This window comes from Pseudaminobacter salicylatoxidans, assembly GCF_003148475.1.
Taxonomy (GTDB): domain Bacteria; phylum Pseudomonadota; class Alphaproteobacteria; order Rhizobiales; family Rhizobiaceae; genus Pseudaminobacter; species Pseudaminobacter salicylatoxidans.
On sequence record NZ_QGGG01000008.1, the window covers coordinates 212,252 to 230,261 of the forward strand.

Annotated in this window: 14 protein-coding genes; 11 read left to right on the forward strand and 3 right to left on the reverse strand. The window is 63.9% G+C overall.

The annotated features are described in order from the left end of the window. Positions 1 to 66 precede the first annotated feature (66 nt). A complete protein-coding gene (locus tag C7441_RS13145; protein WP_109613240.1) occupies positions 67 to 1,908 on the reverse strand; it encodes a peptidoglycan L,D-endopeptidase MepK in 1,842 nt (613 codons plus the stop codon). Positions 1,909 to 2,112: 204 nt separating this feature from the next. Continuing rightward, entirely contained in the window at positions 2,113 to 3,630 is a 1,518-nt protein-coding gene (locus C7441_RS13150; protein WP_109613241.1) for a sigma-54-dependent transcriptional regulator, read from the reverse strand. Positions 3,631 to 3,779: 149 nt separating this feature from the next. On the opposite strand from C7441_RS13150, the gene C7441_RS13155 reads away from it, so the two are divergent. The 10 genes from C7441_RS13155 (at position 3,780) to C7441_RS13200 (ending at position 15,554) form a co-directional block, all read left to right on the forward strand. Next, positions 3,780 to 5,615 carry a M3 family oligoendopeptidase gene (locus tag C7441_RS13155; RefSeq protein ID WP_109613242.1) on the forward strand — a complete coding sequence of 612 codons (1,836 nt, stop codon included), beginning with the start codon at positions 3,780 to 3,782 and terminating at the stop codon, positions 5,613 to 5,615. Positions 5,616 to 5,689: 74 nt separating this feature from the next. Further along, positions 5,690 to 6,835 carry an aminodeoxychorismate synthase component I gene (locus C7441_RS13160; RefSeq protein WP_109613243.1) on the forward strand — a complete coding sequence of 382 codons (1,146 nt, stop codon included), beginning with the start codon at positions 5,690 to 5,692 and terminating at the stop codon, positions 6,833 to 6,835. After that, positions 6,784 to 7,443 carry an aminotransferase class IV family protein gene (locus C7441_RS13165; RefSeq protein ID WP_109613267.1) on the forward strand — a complete coding sequence of 220 codons (660 nt, stop codon included), beginning with the start codon at positions 6,784 to 6,786 and terminating at the stop codon, positions 7,441 to 7,443. The genes C7441_RS13160 and C7441_RS13165 overlap by 52 nt, the downstream gene beginning before the upstream one ends. Positions 7,444 to 7,527: 84 nt before the next feature. Beyond that, positions 7,528 to 8,448: a heme-dependent oxidative N-demethylase family protein gene (locus C7441_RS13170; protein ID WP_170125120.1), complete on the forward strand. Its 921-nt coding sequence runs from the start codon at positions 7,528 to 7,530 to the stop codon at positions 8,446 to 8,448. 107 nt (positions 8,449 to 8,555) lie between these two features. Continuing rightward, a complete protein-coding gene (locus tag C7441_RS13175) occupies positions 8,556 to 10,001 on the forward strand; it encodes a homospermidine synthase (protein ID WP_109613245.1) in 1,446 nt (481 codons plus the stop codon). A gap of 101 nt (positions 10,002 to 10,102) precedes the next feature. Further along, positions 10,103 to 10,486: an outer membrane lipoprotein Omp10 gene (gene omp10, locus C7441_RS13180; RefSeq protein WP_019171003.1), complete on the forward strand. Its 384-nt coding sequence runs from the start codon at positions 10,103 to 10,105 to the stop codon at positions 10,484 to 10,486. A 259-nt stretch (positions 10,487 to 10,745) separates the two neighbouring features. Further along, positions 10,746 to 12,761 (forward strand): 5'-nucleotidase C-terminal domain-containing protein, encoded by a 2,016-nt coding sequence (locus C7441_RS13185; protein WP_109613246.1) that lies wholly within the window; start codon positions 10,746 to 10,748, stop codon positions 12,759 to 12,761. 152 nt (positions 12,762 to 12,913) lie between these two features. After that, positions 12,914 to 13,951: a ferrochelatase gene (hemH, locus tag C7441_RS13190; protein WP_109613247.1), complete on the forward strand. Its 1,038-nt coding sequence runs from the start codon at positions 12,914 to 12,916 to the stop codon at positions 13,949 to 13,951. 173 nt (positions 13,952 to 14,124) lie between these two features. Then, positions 14,125 to 15,078, forward strand: coding sequence for an SPFH domain-containing protein (locus C7441_RS13195; protein ID WP_019171006.1), 954 nt, complete (start codon positions 14,125 to 14,127; stop codon positions 15,076 to 15,078). Between the two features lie 17 nt (positions 15,079 to 15,095). After that, a complete protein-coding gene (locus C7441_RS13200) occupies positions 15,096 to 15,554 on the forward strand; it encodes an NfeD family protein (protein WP_109613248.1) in 459 nt (152 codons plus the stop codon). 14 nt (positions 15,555 to 15,568) lie between these two features. Here C7441_RS13200 and C7441_RS13205 read toward each other — a convergent pair whose 3' ends face one another. Continuing rightward, entirely contained in the window at positions 15,569 to 16,567 is a 999-nt protein-coding gene (locus C7441_RS13205) for a KpsF/GutQ family sugar-phosphate isomerase (protein WP_109613249.1), read from the reverse strand. Positions 16,568 to 16,783: 216 nt separating this feature from the next. Here C7441_RS13205 and C7441_RS13210 point away from each other — a divergent pair, with 216 nt between their 5' ends. Further along, entirely contained in the window at positions 16,784 to 17,914 is a 1,131-nt protein-coding gene (locus C7441_RS13210) for an outer membrane beta-barrel protein (RefSeq protein ID WP_244916141.1), read from the forward strand. The last annotated feature ends 96 nt before the right edge of the window (positions 17,915 to 18,010 follow it).

Sequence of the window (18,010 nt, forward strand, 5' to 3'; positions counted from 1 at the left end):
GCTCCATGCTACAAACAAAAAGCGCCGGCAAGTCCGGCGCTTTTTTTGTCGAGCGGTCGAGCGGTGTCAGTTGGTCTCGAAGCGGGCCACCGACAGGAACTGCACGGCCTTGCCGGTGAAGCGGCTGGCGTCCGCCACCTGGTTGCCCTGCTGGAAGCCGGCGGTATAGACCTCACGCGGCGCGGTGCGAACGACGTTGTAGGCGAAGGACGGTGCCTTCGTGCCTTCTGTCGCCTGGGCGACATAATCGCTGCGCAGCACCCAGTTGGCCGCCTCGGGAGCAGCGGCGACCGTCACGGGCTTGCGATCGGCCTTGGCAGGCTGCGCCGTAGCGCGGGCGGCCTTCGCCGTCGTCTTGACAGCCGGCGCAACCACAGTGTCGGCGTTCACCGTCCGCTCTGCCGCCATTCCGGTCGCGTTGGTGAGTGCCGCCATGCGCGCCTTGCTTGCCTCCAGTTCGGCGGCAACGGCGGCAGCATCCGCGGCACTGGCCGCCTGTTCCATCGCTGGCTGTTCAGGCAGCGTCGGGCGGACCTGCGGAAGTGCCGCGACCACCATATCGGCTTGCGACACGGCAGGCCGGCCGGATGGCAGGGGAACCATGGCCGAAGCCAGCGCCGCGCGCGGCTTGCTGTCGGCCTCGTCAGCCAATGCAAGCAGAATCGCATCCTGCGGCTTCTGCCCGTCGGCAACGGCCGGCGTATAGTCGGGCCGGTGCGTCGGCAGCGGCACGTTGAAGGCAACTTCCTGCACCGTTGCTTCCGGCTGTGCGCCTTCGCGCGCCATGCCGAAGGGAATATTGGCCGGCGCGGCGGCGGAGGCGACCATCGCCTCACCCACGGCCACCTGCGGCCGCGGCGCAAGCGCCGGCACCGGTACGCTGCGCGCGGGCAGCGCGGCAATGATGGTTTCAGGCGTCTGGACCGGCTGTTCAGGCTGCGACGCGGTCACGCCCGGAATGTCGGCGCGCTGGGCCTCGTCGGGCGACAGGATCTGGATGCCACCGCCCGCGGGAGCGGGAGCCTGCCGTGCCGCAGGCTCTGCGGGCTTGACCGTGACCTTCGGCGCGGGCGCACGTGCGGCCGAAGCCACGACTGGACTGTTGTCCTCTTCCTCGTCGGCACCGCCGCCACCGCCAAAGAGGGCGGCAAGCAGACCGCCGGAGCGCTTGGTGGAGCTGCTGCCCGCCATGGCGATGGCGAGTTCACCACTGCTCTTGCGCGATTCGTAAGCTGCGAGCGCCTGCTGGAAACCGGGGAGAGGCTTGCCGTCGCTCGGCACATGAAGCGTCTTGCCGTTCGGGAACAGCGCCACCAGTTCCTTGCGGCTCATGCGCGGCCAGTGGCGCACATTGCCGACATCGAAATGCACGAAGGGCGAGCCGGAAGTCGGATAATAGCCGACGCCGCCAGCCTCCAGCTTGAGGCCGATCTCACGCAGCTTCTTGAGCGGCACGCCAGGAATGTAGAAGTCCATCGCCTTGCCAAGCATGTGCTGACTCGACTTCGCCACCCCCTTGGTGCGGCCGCGCAGCATGGAATTGGTCGCCGGCGAGCGATAGGCGGAAACCACGTTGATGTACTGGCGCGAACCGGTTGCCCGATAGGTTTCCCAGATCAGGTCCAGAAGCCGGGGATCCATCTTGGTGGGTTCGTTGCGGCGCCAGTCGCGCAGGAAGTGATTGATCTTCTTCAGGCCGGCCGGATCGTAACGGCCATTGCGCTTGTAGACGATCTCATCCTTTTCGCCCGTGTGGACGAAATAGAGCTTCAAGGCCCGCGTCTCGGCGCTGGCTGACGCCGCCGCCAAGGTGAGGAAGCCGAAGGCGATCAGCGAGGCAGCCAGCAGTTTGCGCCAGCCGTTCGGTTCGAGATCGCGCCGTTTTATGGGTCGCTCGATGGTAATCAAATCAAAAGGCCCTACAGAGTGCCGTTTGTCCCCGGATTTGAATCCCCGGGCGACGGATGTGCTATCGCCCGAATATCTATCCTAATGGTTAATCACTGCTTATTGAAGGTCAAATGCGGTGAGACCATGGCAATATCCAGTGCAAAAAATGACCCGCCGCGACATGGTAAACCAAGTGTTGACGGGTTTCACGAGGCTTGCAGCCTACGAAATCAGCCGCTCAACGCGCCCCGTATCGGGGTCGATGCCATACTCCTTGAGCTTGCGGTAAAGCGTCGAACGGCCGATGCCCAGCCGGCGCGCAACCTCGCTCATCTGCCCGTTATAGTGGTCGATGGCGAGCTTGATCATCTCCAGTTCCACCTCGGCCAGGGAACGCACATTGCCCCGCGCGTCCAGCGCCTTGACCAATCCGAACCCGCCCTTGACCTCCGCCATTGAGGGTGGATCGTCGCGGCGCGCCTCTGCAGGCCGGGAAGCGGCTGCCGGCTCCTCGGGTCGAGGCCCGGCGGCCGCGGTATTTTCTTCAAGCACGACAACGCCTTCCACCTGCGCGCGGATCTGCGGGAATTCCTCCTGCGTCAGCACATCGCCTTCGCACAGCACGGTGGCGCGGAAGACGGCGTTTTCGAGCTGCCGGATATTGCCCGGCCAGTCATAGGCCTGCAGCATGGAAAGCGCTCGCGTCGAAATGTCCATCACCCGCCCGCGCGGCTGCGCCGGCACCTTCGCCATGAAGTGCCGTACAAGGTGGGGGATGTCGTCGCGGCGATCGCGCAGCGGCGGCACGAAGATCGGATAGACGTTGAGCCGGTAGAACAGGTCTTCGCGGAACCCGCCTTCCTTCACCCGCTCCAGCAGGTTTCGATGCGTGGCGGAAATAAGGCGAATATCGACTTTGACGGTTCCTCGTCCGCCGACGGGATCGACCTCTCCTTCCTGCACCGCACGCAGGAGCTTGACCTGCACATCGAGCGGCAGGTCGCCGATCTCGTCCAGGAAAAGCGTGCCCGTATGCGCTTCCACGAATTTGCCCGTATGCTTTTCGGTGGCCCCGGTGAACGAGCCCTTCTCGTGCCCGAACAGGATGCTTTCGACCAGATTGTCGGGGATCGCGCCGCAATTCACCGTGACGAAGGGCTTCGACCGGCGCGGGCTCGACCCCTGGATAGCGCGCGCGACCAGTTCCTTGCCGACACCGGATTCGCCTTCGACCAGGATGGGAATGCTGGAGGCGGCCGCCTTCTGCCCCAGCCGGATCACCCGTTCCATCGCCGGGCTGTGCGTGACGAGATCCCTGAAGGTGAGCACGCCGCCGCCACGCACCGAGCGCGTGGCGGCACCGGCCTGCGCCTCCACCTTCAACGCATTGGTGAGAGCCGTCTTCAACCGCTCGGGTGAGGCTGGCTTCACCACGAAGTCGAAAGCGCCATTGCGCATGGCGGTCACCACGGTGTCGATACCGCCCTGCGCGGTCTGCACGATGACGGGTAGCGCGATGCCGCGCTCGCGCATCGTCTTCAGCACGGTATTGCCGTCCATTCCGGGCATCGACAGGTCGAGGATAAGGGCCGCGATCTCCCCGCCCTGCGCGTCGAGCGTCTTCAGCGCCGCCTCACCGCCATCGACGCTGACCCCACGATAGCCGAACCGGGTAACGGCAGCTTCAAGCAGCCTGCGCTGCACCGGATCGTCATCGACTATCAGAATGGAAGCTGACATGAATTCTTGGGAGAATCGCTATAGAGAGAACTGTTGCCGTATGGATCATCCTGGCACAGGGTTCTAAATAAGGTTTCAAAAAAGCCGGTGAATGAAGTCCTTAAGATTTTCCCGGCCTTTTCCTTGTCTTGAAATCGGAAGGAAACGCGATGCGCACAGTTCCCGAGCGGAACAACGCTCCTCTGGCTTCCGCGCATGGCGCGGCCGATCTGGGCAATCTGCCGGAGTGGGATTTGACCGATCTCTATCCGGCCATGGACGCGCCGGAACTGCGGCGCGACCTGAAAAGGGCAAGCGACGACGCCATCGCGTTCGAACAGCGCTGGAAAGGCACGCTTGCCACCGAAGCCAGGAAGAAGGCCGAGGGCAAACTCGGCGAAGCCCTGCGCGTCTATGAGCAGATCGAGGAGCTGATCGGCCGCATCGGCTCCTATGCCGGCCTCGTCTATGCCGGCGACACCGCCGATCCGCAGCGCGCCAAGCTTTATGGTGACGTGCAGGAAAAGCTGACGGATGCCAGTTCCCACCTGCTGTTCTTCGCGCTGGAGCTGAACCTCATCGAGGATGCCGACCTGATGGCTGCGCTGGATGCCGACCCGGCGTTCGACCACTACCGTCCGTGGGTGATCGACCTGCGCCTCGACAAGCCTTACCAGCTCGAGGATCGCATCGAGCAGCTGTTCCACGAAAAGTCGGTGACCGGGCGTGGCGCATGGAACCGCCTGTTCGATGAGACGATGTCGGACCTGCGCTTCGACGTCGATGGCGAGGAACTGACGCTGGAGCCGACGCTGAACCGGCTTCAGGACGCCGATGGCGAGGTGCGACGCAAGGCGTCGGAAGCGCTGGCCGCCACCTTCAAGAAGAACCTGCGCAGCTTCACGCTGATCACCAACACGCTGGCCAAGGACAAGGAGATTTCCGACCGCTGGCGCGGCTTCCAGGACATCGCCGACTCCCGCCATCTGGCCAACCGCGTCGAGCGCAGCGTCGTGGATGCGCTGGCATCTGCCGTTCGCGAGGCCTATCCGCGCCTGTCGCACCGCTACTATGCGATGAAAGCGCGCTGGCTCGGCATGGAAACCATGAACCACTGGGACCGCAACGCGCCGCTGCCCGAAACACCGCAGGCGACGATCGGATGGGAACAGGCGAAAGACACCGTGCTGTCGGCCTATGGGCAGTTCTCGCCCGACATGGCCAACATCGCGCGCACCTTCTTCGACCGCCACTGGATCGACGCGCCGGTGCGTCCCGGCAAGGCGCCGGGCGCTTTCGCGCACCCCACCGTGCCCTCCGTGCATCCCTATGTGCTGCTCAACTACATGGGCAAGCCGCGCGACGTGATGACGCTGGCGCACGAGCTTGGCCACGGCGTGCATCAGGTTTTGGCCGGCGACCAGGGCGCGCTGATGGCCGCCACGCCGCTGACGCTTGCCGAAACGGCGTCCGTCTTCGGCGAGATGCTCACCTTCCGCTCGCTTCTGGAGCGCACCACCGACAAGCGCGAGCGCAAGGCCATGCTCGCCCAGAAGGTCGAGGACATGATCAATACGGTCGTGCGCCAGATCGCCTTCTACGAATTCGAGCGCAAGGTGCATACCGAGCGCCGCAACGGCGAACTGACTTCCGATCGCATCGGCCAGTTCTGGCTCGAGGTACAGGCCGAGAGCCTGGGGCCGGCAATCAAGCTGCGCGACGGCTACGAGACCTTCTGGACCTACATCCCGCACTTCATCCATTCGCCGTTCTACGTTTATGCCTATGCCTTCGGCGACTGCCTGGTGAACTCGCTCTACGCGGTCTACCAGAACGCGGAACGCGGCTTCCAGGAGAAGTATTTCGACATGCTTCGCGCCGGCGGCACCAAGCATCATTCCGAACTGCTGAAGCCATTCGGGCTGGATGCTTCCGATCCCGCCTTCTGGCAGATCGGGCTTGCCGTCATCGGCAATCTGATCGATGAACTGGAAGCCTTGGATTGAGGGACGCCCGAGGGTCGGCAATCGATGCAATTGCACTGTGAAGCGCCAATCCCATCGCAGCGGCACTGACCAGCATGCCTAGCCCCTTCGTTCTTTTCCGCGACGACCGCGCCGGCCACGAACTCCTGTTCGACCGGCCGCGCGAGATCATCACCGCTGATACGCCGGAAGGTTTCTTTCCGGCGCTGGACGCCATCCAGACAGCCCATGAGGAGGGGAAATGGCTTGCCGGCTATTTTTCCTACGAGGCCGGCTACCTGCTGGAACCCAAGCTGCGGCCGATCCTGCCTGACGGGCGGCGCGCGCCGCTGGTCTGTCTTGGCGTATTCGATGCGCCGTCCGACAACGTCGCACCCGCACCCGCCGACACCCCGACAAACGGCCCGATCTTCGACGCGCGTGCGACATGGTCGCAGGCCGACTACGCCAGCCGTTTCGCACGCCTGCACCAGCATCTGCGGCAGGGCGACTGCTATCAGGGCAACCTCACCTTCCCGATCCATGCCCAATGGTCGGGCGACCCGCTTGCCGCCTTCAACGCGCTGACCGAACGCCAGCCGGTGAAATACGGCGCGCTGGTTTCGCTTGGCGATCCGGTGGTGCTGTCGCGCTCGCCGGAACTGTTCTTTCAGGTCGATGCGGACGGCTGGATCGAGACGCACCCGATGAAAGGCACCACCCCGCGCGGCAACACGCCTGAGGAAGACGAGGCGCAGCGCGAATTCCTGCGCAACGACCCGAAGAACCAGGCCGAAAACCGCATGATCGTCGATCTCCTGCGCAACGACATCTCGCTCGTCAGCGAGGTCGGATCGCTGGATGTGCCGGAGCTTTTCAAGGTCGAAACCTATCCCACGCTGCACACCATGGTGAGCCGCGTGCGCGCGAAGCTTCTGCCCGATCTGCCGATCGCGCGCATCTTCGCCGCGCTCTTCCCCTGCGGCTCGATCACCGGCGCGCCCAAAATTCGCGCGATGGAAATCCTGCGCGAGCTGGAAGGCATGCCACGCGATGCCTATTGCGGCGCCATCGGCTGGATCGCACCGAATGGCACGATGCGGTTTTCCGTCGCCATCCGCACTATCTCTCTCTTTCCGGACGGCAGCGCCGTCTACAATGTCGGTGGCGGCGTCGTCTTCGATTCCACGGCTGAGGAGGAATATGCGGAATGTCTCCTGAAAGCCCGCTTTGCGACGGGAACACCGCCGGCTTCGAGCTGATCGAAACGCTGCGCTGGGAGCCGGCCGAAGGCTTCGTGCGCATCGTCCGGCATATGGCGCGTCTGGAAGCATCGGCGCGCGCGCTTGGCTTTGCTTTTGAGCGCCCCGCCATCGAGCAGGCCATGGTGCGCAGCGTGGGCGGTGACGCACCACTGCGCGTGCGGCTGGCGCTCGACCGTGAAGGCCGCGCCAACGTCACCATCCAGCCTTTCGTGCCCTTGCCGCCGGACACGGTCTGGACCCTTGCCGTCGCGGACACACGGCTCGATTCCGCCGATCCGCTGCTGTGCCACAAGACGACACGACGAGATGTTTACGACACCGCGCGGGCCGAATTTTCACGCGAGGCCGCGGACGAGGTTCTGTTGCTCAACGAAACCGGTCATGTCTGCGAAGGAACCATCACCACCGTCTTCGCGGACATGGGCAGCGATCCGTTCCTGACCCCGAGGCTGGCCTGCGGCCTTCTCGCCGGGGTACTGCGCGCCGAACTGCTCGACACAGGCAAGGCAACCGAAGCCGTGCTGACCCTGGATGACCTGCGCAGCGCCCGCGCGCTCCATGTCGGCAATTCGCTGCGCGGGCTCATTCCTGCCCGACTGGTCTAGCAAACCATGCTTGCACGCCCGGTCGGGGGCTGCTTATCTCCACCCCAAGGCCAGGAAAATGGGGAACAAGCAGCCTTGAACGACATGCCCAGACATACGCCCTATGACGGTTCGACCAAGCCTTTCACCATCGCGCTGAAAACACTCGATCCGAACGAGTGGATAGAACTCGGCGCCGATCTTGAGACCTGTCTGGCTGAAAAAGACCGGCTTTATGCGGCAGTGCCGGACAAGGTATTCGTCGAGGAAGCTGGGACCCGCGCCGCGCAGCAGGAAGTGCTGGACATGCTGGTGCCCTATCTCGCCGGGCGTTTTCCCGGAACCTACAGGCGCAGCGATACAGGCATCGAAATTCTGGGCACGGGCCGCCATGTCGCGACTGATTCAACCGAGCTGCCGCCGTTGCGCACCGCCTCCCTACTGGTGCCGGAAGACCTGATCCTGATGCGCGGCAGCAAGGACGGCTGGCGGCTGGTGGCGGGGTCGCTCTGCTTTCCCTCCTCCTGGTCGCTCGGCGAGAAATTCGGCCACACGCTGCAGGACATTCATGAGCCGGTCCCCGCCTTCGGGCCCGGCACACGCACGGCCGGCATGATTCAGCGCATATTCGACAACCTGCTGGTCGATCAGCCCGTGCAACGCTTCAACTGGTCGCTGCAGGCGGGGAATGTCCTCTTCCTGCCCTTCTCTCAGCAACAGCGTATCGACCGCGCCACCAACCGCCCATCGAAATTCAGCGATGACGAGCTTGCCGCGCAGGCCTTCATCCGCGTCGAGCGACAGACGTTGCGCAGGCTGCCGAATTCGCGCGACATTCTCTTCACCATCCGCATCTATCTCGATCCGCTGGCGGTGCTGTCCCGTCATCCCGACCGCGCGAGCATCGCTGCCTCTTTCGCCAGCCAGCTCGCCGCGCTCGATCTGGCCCAGCTCGACTACAAGGGGCTGACCGCCGACCGTGACCGGCTGGTTGCGGTGCTCGGAAAAATGGCGACGACCACCTGAAGCGCCTCCAGATTTCCTCTTTATTGTAACGCCAAACTGTGTTCTGGCAGTTTTTACGGCCGGCCCGAATGACATGCCGCCGCGCGACCCCATGGAGTGGATAAAGAATGGCGAATGGCGAATGGCCCGTACACGGTGAGATAACCGGCCCTGTCGTGATGATCGGTTTCGGATCGATTGGACGCGGAACGCTTCCCCTCATCGAGCGCCATTTCAAGTTCGACAAGTCGCGCATGACCGTTATCGACCCGCGCGACGACAATTGTCACCTTCTTGACGAGCGCGGCATCGCCTTCCTGCAAGAGGCGGTGACGCAGGAAAACTACCGCGAACTGCTGACCCCGCTTCTCACGCAGGGCAGCGGTCAGGGTTTTTGCGTCAACCTCTCGGTCGACACCTCGTCGCTCGACCTGATGCGCCTGTGCCGCGAACTCGGCGTTCTTTACATCGACACGGTGGTAGAGCCGTGGCTCGGCTTCTATTTCGACACGCAGGCAGACAATGCCTCGCGCACCAATTATGCGCTGCGCGAAACCGTCGTGCGCGAGATACGCGAGCAGCCGGGCGGCACCACCGCCGTTTCCTGCTGCGGCGCCAATCCGGGCATGGTGTCGTGGTTCGTCAAGCAGGCGCTGGTCAATCTCGCGAGGGATCTCGGCCTCGAATTCACCGAGCCGGCGGCGAGCGACCGCGACGGCTGGGCGCGCCTCATGCGGAAGACCGGTGTGAAAGGCATCCATATTGCCGAGCGCGACACCCAGCTCACCAAAAACCCCAAGCCGCTCAATGTGTTCTGGAACACCTGGTCGGTGGAGGGCTTCATAGCGGAGGGGCTGCAACCGGCCGAGCTTGGCTGGGGCACGCATGAGAAATGGAAGCCCGCGAACGCCCGCGAGCAGCAGACCGGTTCCAGGGCCGCGATCTTCCTGGAGCAGCCGGGCGCCAATACGCGCGTGCGCAGCTGGTGCCCGACGCCGGGCGCGCAATACGGCTTCCTCGTCACCCATAACGAGGCGATCTCGATCGCCGATTTCTTCACCGTGCGCGAAGCCGACGGCTCCGTCGCCTATCGCCCGACCTGCCACTACGCCTACCATCCCTGCAACGACGCGGTGCTTTCCATGCACGAGATGTTCGGCGCCGGCGGCAAGGCGCAGCCCGTGCAGCATGTGCTCGACGAGGACGAGCTGGTCGAGGGGAAGGACGAGCTCGGCGTGCTGCTCTACGGCCACGCCAGGAACGCCTACTGGTACGGCTCGCAACTTTCGCTGGAAGAGGCGCGCAAGCTCGCGCCCTACCAGAACGCCACCGGCCTGCAGGTCACCGCGGCGGTGCTTGCCGGCATGGTCTGGGCGCTGGAAAATCCACAGGCCGGCATCGTCGACACCGATGCCATGGATTACCGCCGTTGCCTTGAGGTGCAGCGGCCCTATCTGGGTCCGGTAAGCGGGTTCTACACCGACTGGACCCCGTTGGAGGGACGCCCCGGCCTGTTCCCGGAAGATATAGATCCGCAGGACCCGTGGCAGTTCCGTAACATATTGGTCCGTTGAGCCGTTTGGCGCCGAGGCATATTTATCAATTGCTTGCAATCGCCGGAAAAGCGGGCGATTGCATGAACATGAATGCGGACTGAGGAGAGGATTTTCAGACCATGACGATTGCGCGCAATCTGATTTCGATCGCCGCTGTTGCAGCGGCAGCGGCAGCGCTGGCCGGCTGCGTGGGTGCAGGGCCGATGGTCGGTGGCGGCCCGGTCAACATGGCCCCGAGAGGCGTCGAAGGCGAATGGATGAGCACCGACGGTGTTGCCGTCTCGCGGTTCTCCGGCGGCATTTTCGCAACCAACGCGCTCGACACCGGCAACAAGCTGGCCGAAGGCAGCTACCGCATGGCTGATGCCCGCAATGTCGAGATCACCATGCGCTCGCTGATCCGCCAGACCACCAGCAATGTGAACTGCGCGCTGGTGGCCCCCAACCAGCTCAACTGCACCAGCTCCGGCGGCCAGCAATTCGTGCTCACCCGCCGCATCTGACATATTATCCCTTACGGGCGGCCCCTGCGAATTGGCCGCCCGGCTTGCAGGAAAGCGGGTGACGGCCTCCGGCCCCGCCCACTCGTCCTTTTCAGTTCCCCAGCCTTGTCGGCGTACCCGGCCGTCCCCGTGCCTGCCCGGGCATCCCCGCGCAAATCCGCTTGCATCGCCGATACCACGATGTGAACATGCCGCCGAACCGTGAGAAAACGGTCATGGACGGGCCTTACATCGCCAGCATCAATCGGGGAGACAGATCATGAAGAGATTCGCAGCCATCGCTGCAATGTCCGCGTCGGCATTCGCCCTTTCGACCGGCGCTTCCTTCGCCGACTACACGCTGCATATCCTGCATATCAACGACTGGCACAGCCGCATCGAATCCAACAACAAATACGAATCGACCTGCTCCGCCGAAGAAGAGGCCAAGGACGAATGCATCGGCGGCGCGGCGCGGCTCGTCACCGCCATCGCCCAGGAGCGCAAGAAGCTGGAGGGCGAGAACGTGCTGCTGCTGAATGGCGGCGACAATTTCCAAGGCTCCCTGTTCTACACCACCTATAAGGGCCAGGCCGAAGCCGAGTTCCTGAACCAGATGAAGTTCGACGCCATGACCGTGGGCAACCACGAGTTCGACGATGGCGAAGACGCGCTGGCGCCCTTCCTGGACGTCATCAAGTTCCCGGTGCTGAGCGCCAATGTACAGGCAAGCGCCGCCGCCAAGGTGGGCGACCGCATCAAGCCTTCCGTCGTGATCGAGGTCGGCGGCCAGAAGATCGGCATCATCGGTGCGGTGACCACCGAGACGCCGGAGATCGCCTCGCCCGGCCCCAACATCACCATCGAGGACGACATCAAGACCATCACCGCCGAGGTCGAGAAACTGAAGGCCGAAGGCGTCAACAAGATCATCGCGCTCACCCATGTCGGCTATCCGCGCGACAAGGAGATGATCGCCAAAATTCCAGGCGTTGACGTGGTGGTCGGTGGCCACACCCATTCGCTGCTGTCGAACACCGATCCCAAGGCCGAAGGCCCTTATCCGACGATGATCGACAATCCGGACGGCTATAAGGTGCCGGTGACGCAGGCGGCCTCCTATTCGAAATATCTCGGCGAGTTCAAGGTGGTGTTCGACGACAACGGCGTCGTCAAGGAAGCCAGCGGCGACCCGATTTATCTCGACGCCAAGATCAAGCCAGACGAAGGCGTTCTGGCCCGTATCAAGGAGCTGGGCGCGCCCATCGAAGAGCTGAAGGCCAAGGAAGTTGGCGAGACGACCGCCGCCATCGATGGCAGCCGCGAAAGCTGCCGCGCGCGCGAATGCGAGATGGGCAACCTCATTTCCGACGCCGTGCTCGACCGCGTCAAAGGCCAGGGTGTCACCATCGCCATCACCAATGGCGGTGGTGTGCGCGCTTCCATCGACGGCGGCACGGTGACCATGGGCGAGGTGCTGACCGTTCTGCCGTTCCAGAACACCATCGCCACCTTCCAGATTTCCGGCAAGGATCTCGTCGCCGCGCTTGAGAATGGCGTCAGCCAGCTCGAGGAAGCCGCCGGCCGCTTCGCGCAGGTCGCCGGCCTGAAATATTCCTTCGACAAGTCTGCCCCGCCGCAGAGCCGCATCAAGTCCGTCGAGGTGGAAGAAAACGGCAGCTGGGCGCCGATCGATCCCGACAAGGACTACATCGTGGCGGCCAACAACTATGTGCGTCAGGGCGGCGACGGCTACAAGATCTTCGCCGAGAAGGCCAAGAACGCCTATGATTACGGGCCGGGCCTGGAGCAGACGGTGGCTGACTATCTTTCCGCGCATCGACCCTATACGCCCAAGATCGAAGGCCGCATCACCGAAGTGGCGCAGGCAGGGCAGGCCGAAGCTCCCGCCACGGAGGAAGCCAAGCCGGCCGAGACTGCCCCCGCGGCCACCACGGAACCGGACGTGAAGCTGCCGGAAATGCCCAAGGCCTCCGGCGACATCGCCAATCAGGCGCCCAAGGTCGAGGGAGAGGCCGGCGCACCGGCAACGGCGACCGAAGCCGCGCCTGAAACCAATGCCGGCGAAGCCAAGCCTGCCGAAGCTGCAGCGGACGCCTCTGCCCCGAAGCCCGGCGAAAGCCATGTTATCGCAACCGGCGACACCTTCTGGGACATTGCCGAGAAAGCCTATGGCGACGGCAGCCAATGGCGCCGGATCGCCAGGGCCAACCCTCGTCATTCGGCGCGCCGCCTGCTGGTCGGCACAACGCTGAAGATTCCGGCCGCGAACTGAGCGTCCGGTACTCGCGACTCTGGGCCCGTCCGGAACCCACCGGGCGGGCCTTTCCTTTCCGGTCGGGCAAGTCCGTTTCACCTGCGGCCAGAGGTTGCATTGGAATTATGCCGGTCAGCCACTAGGTTCCGGCCATGTTTGGAGATACTGGAATGAACCCGACTGCCGAAAACGCCGAAGCCAATGCCGTCACGGGTGCGAAAACGCCGAAGGTCGGGGTTCTTCTGGTCAATCTCGGCACGCCGGATGGCACCGAATACGCGCCCATGCGGCGCTACCTGCGCGAATTCCTGTCGGACCGCCGCGTCATCGAGACGCCGCGTCCGATCTGGTATCCGATCCTTTACGGCATCGTGCTCAACACCCGGCCGTCCAAATCCGGCGCAAACTACCGCAAGATCTGGAACATGGAGCGCAACGAGTCGCCGCTGCGCACCTTTACGCGCTCGCAGGCCGGGAAGCTTGCCGCGCAGCTTGCTGACCTTCCCAACGTGGTGGTGAACTGGGGCATGCGCTACGGCAATCCTTCCACCGAACAGGCCCTGCGGGAATTGCTGGACCAGGGGTGCGAGCGCATCGTGATGTTCCCGCTCTATCCGCAATATTCCGCCACGACGACCGCCACCGCCAGCGACGCATTTTTCCAGGCGCTGATGAAACTGCGCGCCATGCCGGCGGTGCGCACGGTGCCGGCTTACTACAACGAGCCGAGCTTTATCGACGCGCTCGCCAACTCGATCACCAGCCATCTGGCAACGCTCGATTTCGAGCCGGAGGTGGTGATCGCCTCCTATCACGGCATTCCGAAGAGCTATGCCGAGAAGGGCGACCCCTACCCGGAGCAGTGCCTGGAAACCACGCGCCTGCTGCGCGAGCGCCTTGGCTGGGACGACAAGAAGCTGATCAGCACTTTCCAGTCGCGCTTCGGCCGCGAGGAATGGCTGCAGCCCTACACCGACAAGACCGTCGAAAAGCTTGCGCGCGAGGGCGTGAAATCGGTCGCCGCCTTCAATCCCGGCTTTTCGGTGGACTGCCTGGAGACGCTGGAGGAGATCGCGGACGAAAATGCGGAAATCTTCCACAATGCCGGCGGCAAGAATTTCTCGCATATCCCCTGCCTGAACGACAGCGCCGACGGCATGGCGGTGATCGAGGAAATCACGCGCCGTGAATTGGCGGGATGGGTCTGAGCGCGAGACGCAAGCCGCGCAGGCTTGCCGCAAGAGGCAAGCGATACTTCCGGGGACGGCACCGCGTGACGCGGCGGTTGCAATTGTAACCGCCGTGAAACCCTCTTAAGTATTGACCGGATATGTGAAGCATCCGTGCTTGCTGCCACGCCTGTCTTCGAGGGGAAAACCGAATGCCGTTCACCGGTTCCGACGCGCTTATTCCGATCCTTGTCGTTCTCGTCCTGTTGTTCCTGTTCGCGGGCATCAAGACCGTGCCACAAGGTTTCAACTACACGGTGGAGCGCTTCGGCCGCTACACGAGGTCGCTGACGCCAGGCCTCAACCTCATCATCCCCTTCATCGACCGCATCGGCGCGCGCATGAACATGATGGAGCAGGTGCTCGACGTGCCGACGCAGGAGGTCATTACCCGCGACAATGCCATTGTCGGCGTGGACGGCGTGGCCTTCTATCAGGTGTTGAACGCAGCGCAGGCCGCCTATCAGGTTGCAGGGCTCCAGAACGCCATCCTGAACCTCACCATGACCAATATCCGCACGGTCATGGGTTCGATGGATCTCGACGAACTTCTTTCCAATCGCGATGCCATCAACGAACGCCTGCTGCGCGTGGTGGACGAGGCCGCCCATCCATGGGGCATCAAGGTCACGCGCGTCGAGATCAAGGACATCAATCCGCCGGCCAATCTGGTCGATTCCATGGCTCGCCAGATGATGGCCGAGCGCAACAAGCGCGCCCAGATCCTTGAAGCGGAGGGGCTCAAGCAGGCGCAGGTTCTCGAGGCCGAGGGCCGGCGCGAAGCCGCCTTCCGCGATGCCGAAGCGCGCGAACGCGCCGCCGAGGCCGAAGCCCGCGCCACGCAGGTCGTGTCCGAAGCCATTGCCAAGGGCGACGTGCAGGCCATCAACTATTTCGTCGCGCAAAAATACACCGAGGCGTTGACGAAGATCGGCTCGGGCACGAACAGCAAGATCGTGCTGATGCCGCTTGAAGCCTCTTCGCTGATCGGCTCGCTGGGCGGCATCGGCTCCATCGCCAGGGAAGTGTTCGGCGAGCAGACCGGCGCAGTGCACCCGCGCTCTTCCGCCCGGCCACCGATCACGCGCGGCACCGACCAGAGCTGACGGCAAGAAAGGTTGCCATGATCGGGAGCATCATTCAGGAACTCGGCCCATGGAACTGGATGGCGCTGGGCTTTGCGCTGCTGGCGCTGGAAATCCTGCTGCCCGGGGTCTTCTTTCTGTGGATCGGCATTGCCGCACTGCTGGTCGGCACGCTCTCACTGCAGCTCTGGGGCTTCGCCTTCTGGGGCTGGCAGGTGCAGATCGTCGCCTTTCTGGTCCTGTCACTGCTGTCAGCCTATATCGGCAACAAGATACAAGCTGCGCGCCGCAACGACAGCGACCAACCGCTTCTCAACCGGCGCGGCGAGCAGATGATCGGGCGCGTCGCCACCCTGACGGAGCCGATCCATGACGGGCGCGGCCGCATCAGGCTGGACGATACGGTCTGGCGGGTCATCGGCCCCGACCTTCCTGCCGGGGCCCGCGTGAAAGTGACGGCGGTGGCCGATCTGGAACTGGTGGTCGAGGCGGTTTAGCCTGACCCGAAGAATCAGATCACGCCGATCCTGAGCAGATCGTGGAAATGCACAATGCCGAGCGGCTGGTCGCCCTCGGCCACGATCAACGCGCCGATATTGTTGTCGTTGAGGAAGCCGATCGCAGCGCTGGCCATCAGTTGTGGCCCAACTGTCTTGGGCGCGCGCGTCATGACGTCTTCCACCGCGAGGTCGCCGAGATTGCGGTGCAGGTTGCGCGCAAGATCGCCATCGGTGACGATGCCGGCCAGCCTGCCCTCGCTGTCCACCACGCAGACGCAGCCGAAACGCTTGCGCGAAAGTTCGATGATCGCGTCCGGCATTCCGGTGCCGAGCGGCACGATCGGCATTTCGTCGCCCGAATGCATGATGTCCGACACCCGCATCAGGTTCGCGCCGAGCTGGCCACCGGGATGGAAGGTGCGGAAATGCTCCGGCGTGAAGCCGCGCGCTTCCAGAAGCGCGATCGCAAGCGCATCGCCCATGACGAGCTGAAGCAGTGTCGAGGTGGTGGGGGCAAGCCCATGCGGACAGGCCTCGTCCGCCCTGGGCAGCTTCAGCACCACATTCGCCTCCCGCGCCAGCGCGGAGGTCTCGCGGGAGGTGAGCGCGATCAGCGGAATGGCGAAGCGGCGCGCATAGCCGACGATGCCCTTGAGTTCGGCCGTCTCGCCCGACCACGAAATCGCAACGATGGCATCGTCGCGCGCGATCATGCCGAGGTCGCCGTGATTGGCCTCGGACGGATGGACGAAGAAGGCCGGCGTGCCGGTGGAGGCCAGCGTGGCGGCGATCTTGGAGCCGATATGGCCGCTCTTGCCGACGCCCGTGATGATGACCCGGCCACGAATGCCGGCAAGTATATCCACGGCATCGGCGAAGGCTTCTGCCAGCCCGTTGCCCAGTTCGTCGGTCAGCGCCTCGATGCCGGCGCGCTCCGTGGCCACGGTCCGCAACGCCGAGGCAATGGAAGCCTGCCGGTCCGGTCTTGTTTTCAAGGTTCCTGCATGCATGGGATGCGATTAACGCTTTGACGCCCGGCTGTCCAACATTATCGACGCAAACCGGCGGCACGGCCTCACCCTCAACCCTCCGTTAACCAAGCCCGTTTACGGTTCGGTAAGTCTGGCGCAGCCGCGCCTTGAACTGCAGCCAGGGTGAGAATGCTCCGGGTACGCGCCCCTCAAAGACGACGCCCAACGCACAGGGCGCTGCCGGCCATGCTCTGCATGACGGCCGCAGCCGTGCTATGGGCGCTGCCGGCGACCGCGCAGGAAAGCACATCCGGAAGCAATGGTGCCGACATTCTAGGCCTGCGTGGAACGCGAGCGCAGCCCGCCCAGCAGGCCGCAACCGCGCAGCAGGACCCGCCCCCGCAATATGACCCGGCAAGCACGGGCGCCATCCCCGATCCGGCTACAGCGGAAAACGCGGATGACAGCCTGTTTTCGTTGCCCGCCAATGCCGACGACCCTTTCGCTGACGCCCCGCCTCCCGACAGTGGCCGCCGGCCGTCAACGGCGCTTCGCCGGACGGCCGCCCGTAACACGGTGGGAGAGATCGCCGCGCCTGGGCCCACGCGCGAGAACCTGCGTGCCGAAGCGGTAGACCAGGATGTCAACATGCCGGTCGAACGCGAACCGACCATCGACACGCTGGAAAATCCCCTGATAGATCAGCGCGCCGAGCGCGTGCAGGCAATCGAGCGACTGCGCCGTCCGCACGACGAGCGTCCCTTCGCGCCGGTCGGCATACGCGCCGGGTCGTTCATCCTGCGGCCCTCGCTGGAGCAGGGCATGACCGCCACCAGCAATGCCAGCGTCAGCCACGACGGCTCCAGCGCCGTGCTTTCCGAAACCACGCTGCGCCTCAATGCCGTTTCCGACTGGAGCCGCCACGCGGCGACCATCGACGCCTATGGCAATCTGCGCCGCAGTCTCTCGGGCGAAGACCTCAAGGAAAGCCGGATCGGCGTGGATGCGCGCCTCGATCTCGATCTCGGCAACGAACTGCGCGGCTTCGGCACGCTCAACTATCTGCGCCGCCCCGAATCCGCCTCCTCCCCTGCCGCCATTGCCGGGACATTGTCGCAACCGGTCGTCCAGACCGTTGGCGGCAGTCTTGGACTGGAAAAAGATGTCGGGAAAGCACGCTTCGGCATAGCCGGCAGGTTGGAGCACGATATCTACGGCGACGCCGAGCTTTCCACGGGCGGCAGCGTTTCGCAAAAGGATCGCGACTCGACGTTGGCCGCCCTGACCCTGCGCGGCGGTTACGAGATTTCCCCCGCCCTCACCCCCTTCCTGGAAGCGGAGGTGGGCCGGCGCCAGTACGACCAGAAGGTCGACAGCAACGGCTAGAGCGGTTCACGGCTTGATTGAATCGTCAGGATTCCCTGTTTGCTGATTTTGTGATTCAAGATGGTGGCTGGAATGGAGGCCAGCATCTGATGATCG

Bases quoted from the DNA above. Each gene is read 5' to 3' on its own strand.
- C7441_RS13150 (WP_109613241.1), bottom strand. From the start codon at position 3,630: ATGTCAGCTTCCATTCTGATAGTCGATGACGATCCGGTGCAGCGCAGG.
- C7441_RS13155 (WP_109613242.1), top strand. From the start codon at position 3,780: ATGCGCACAGTTCCCGAGCGGAACAACGCTCCTCTGGCTTCCGCGCAT.
- C7441_RS13160 (WP_109613243.1), top strand. From the start codon at position 5,690: ATGCCTAGCCCCTTCGTTCTTTTCCGCGACGACCGCGCCGGCCACGAA.
- C7441_RS13165 (WP_109613267.1), top strand. From the start codon at position 6,784: ATGTCTCCTGAAAGCCCGCTTTGCGACGGGAACACCGCCGGCTTCGAG.
- C7441_RS13170 (WP_170125120.1), top strand. From the start codon at position 7,528: ATGCCCAGACATACGCCCTATGACGGTTCGACCAAGCCTTTCACCATC.
- C7441_RS13175 (WP_109613245.1), top strand. From the start codon at position 8,556: ATGGCGAATGGCGAATGGCCCGTACACGGTGAGATAACCGGCCCTGTC.
- omp10 (WP_019171003.1), top strand. From the start codon at position 10,103: ATGACGATTGCGCGCAATCTGATTTCGATCGCCGCTGTTGCAGCGGCA.
- C7441_RS13185 (WP_109613246.1), top strand. From the start codon at position 10,746: ATGAAGAGATTCGCAGCCATCGCTGCAATGTCCGCGTCGGCATTCGCC.
- hemH (WP_109613247.1), top strand. From the start codon at position 12,914: ATGAACCCGACTGCCGAAAACGCCGAAGCCAATGCCGTCACGGGTGCG.
- C7441_RS13195 (WP_019171006.1), top strand. From the start codon at position 14,125: ATGCCGTTCACCGGTTCCGACGCGCTTATTCCGATCCTTGTCGTTCTC.
- C7441_RS13200 (WP_109613248.1), top strand. From the start codon at position 15,096: ATGATCGGGAGCATCATTCAGGAACTCGGCCCATGGAACTGGATGGCG.
- C7441_RS13205 (WP_109613249.1), bottom strand. From the start codon at position 16,567: ATGCATGCAGGAACCTTGAAAACAAGACCGGACCGGCAGGCTTCCATT.
- C7441_RS13210 (WP_244916141.1), top strand. From the start codon at position 16,784: ATGACGGCCGCAGCCGTGCTATGGGCGCTGCCGGCGACCGCGCAGGAA.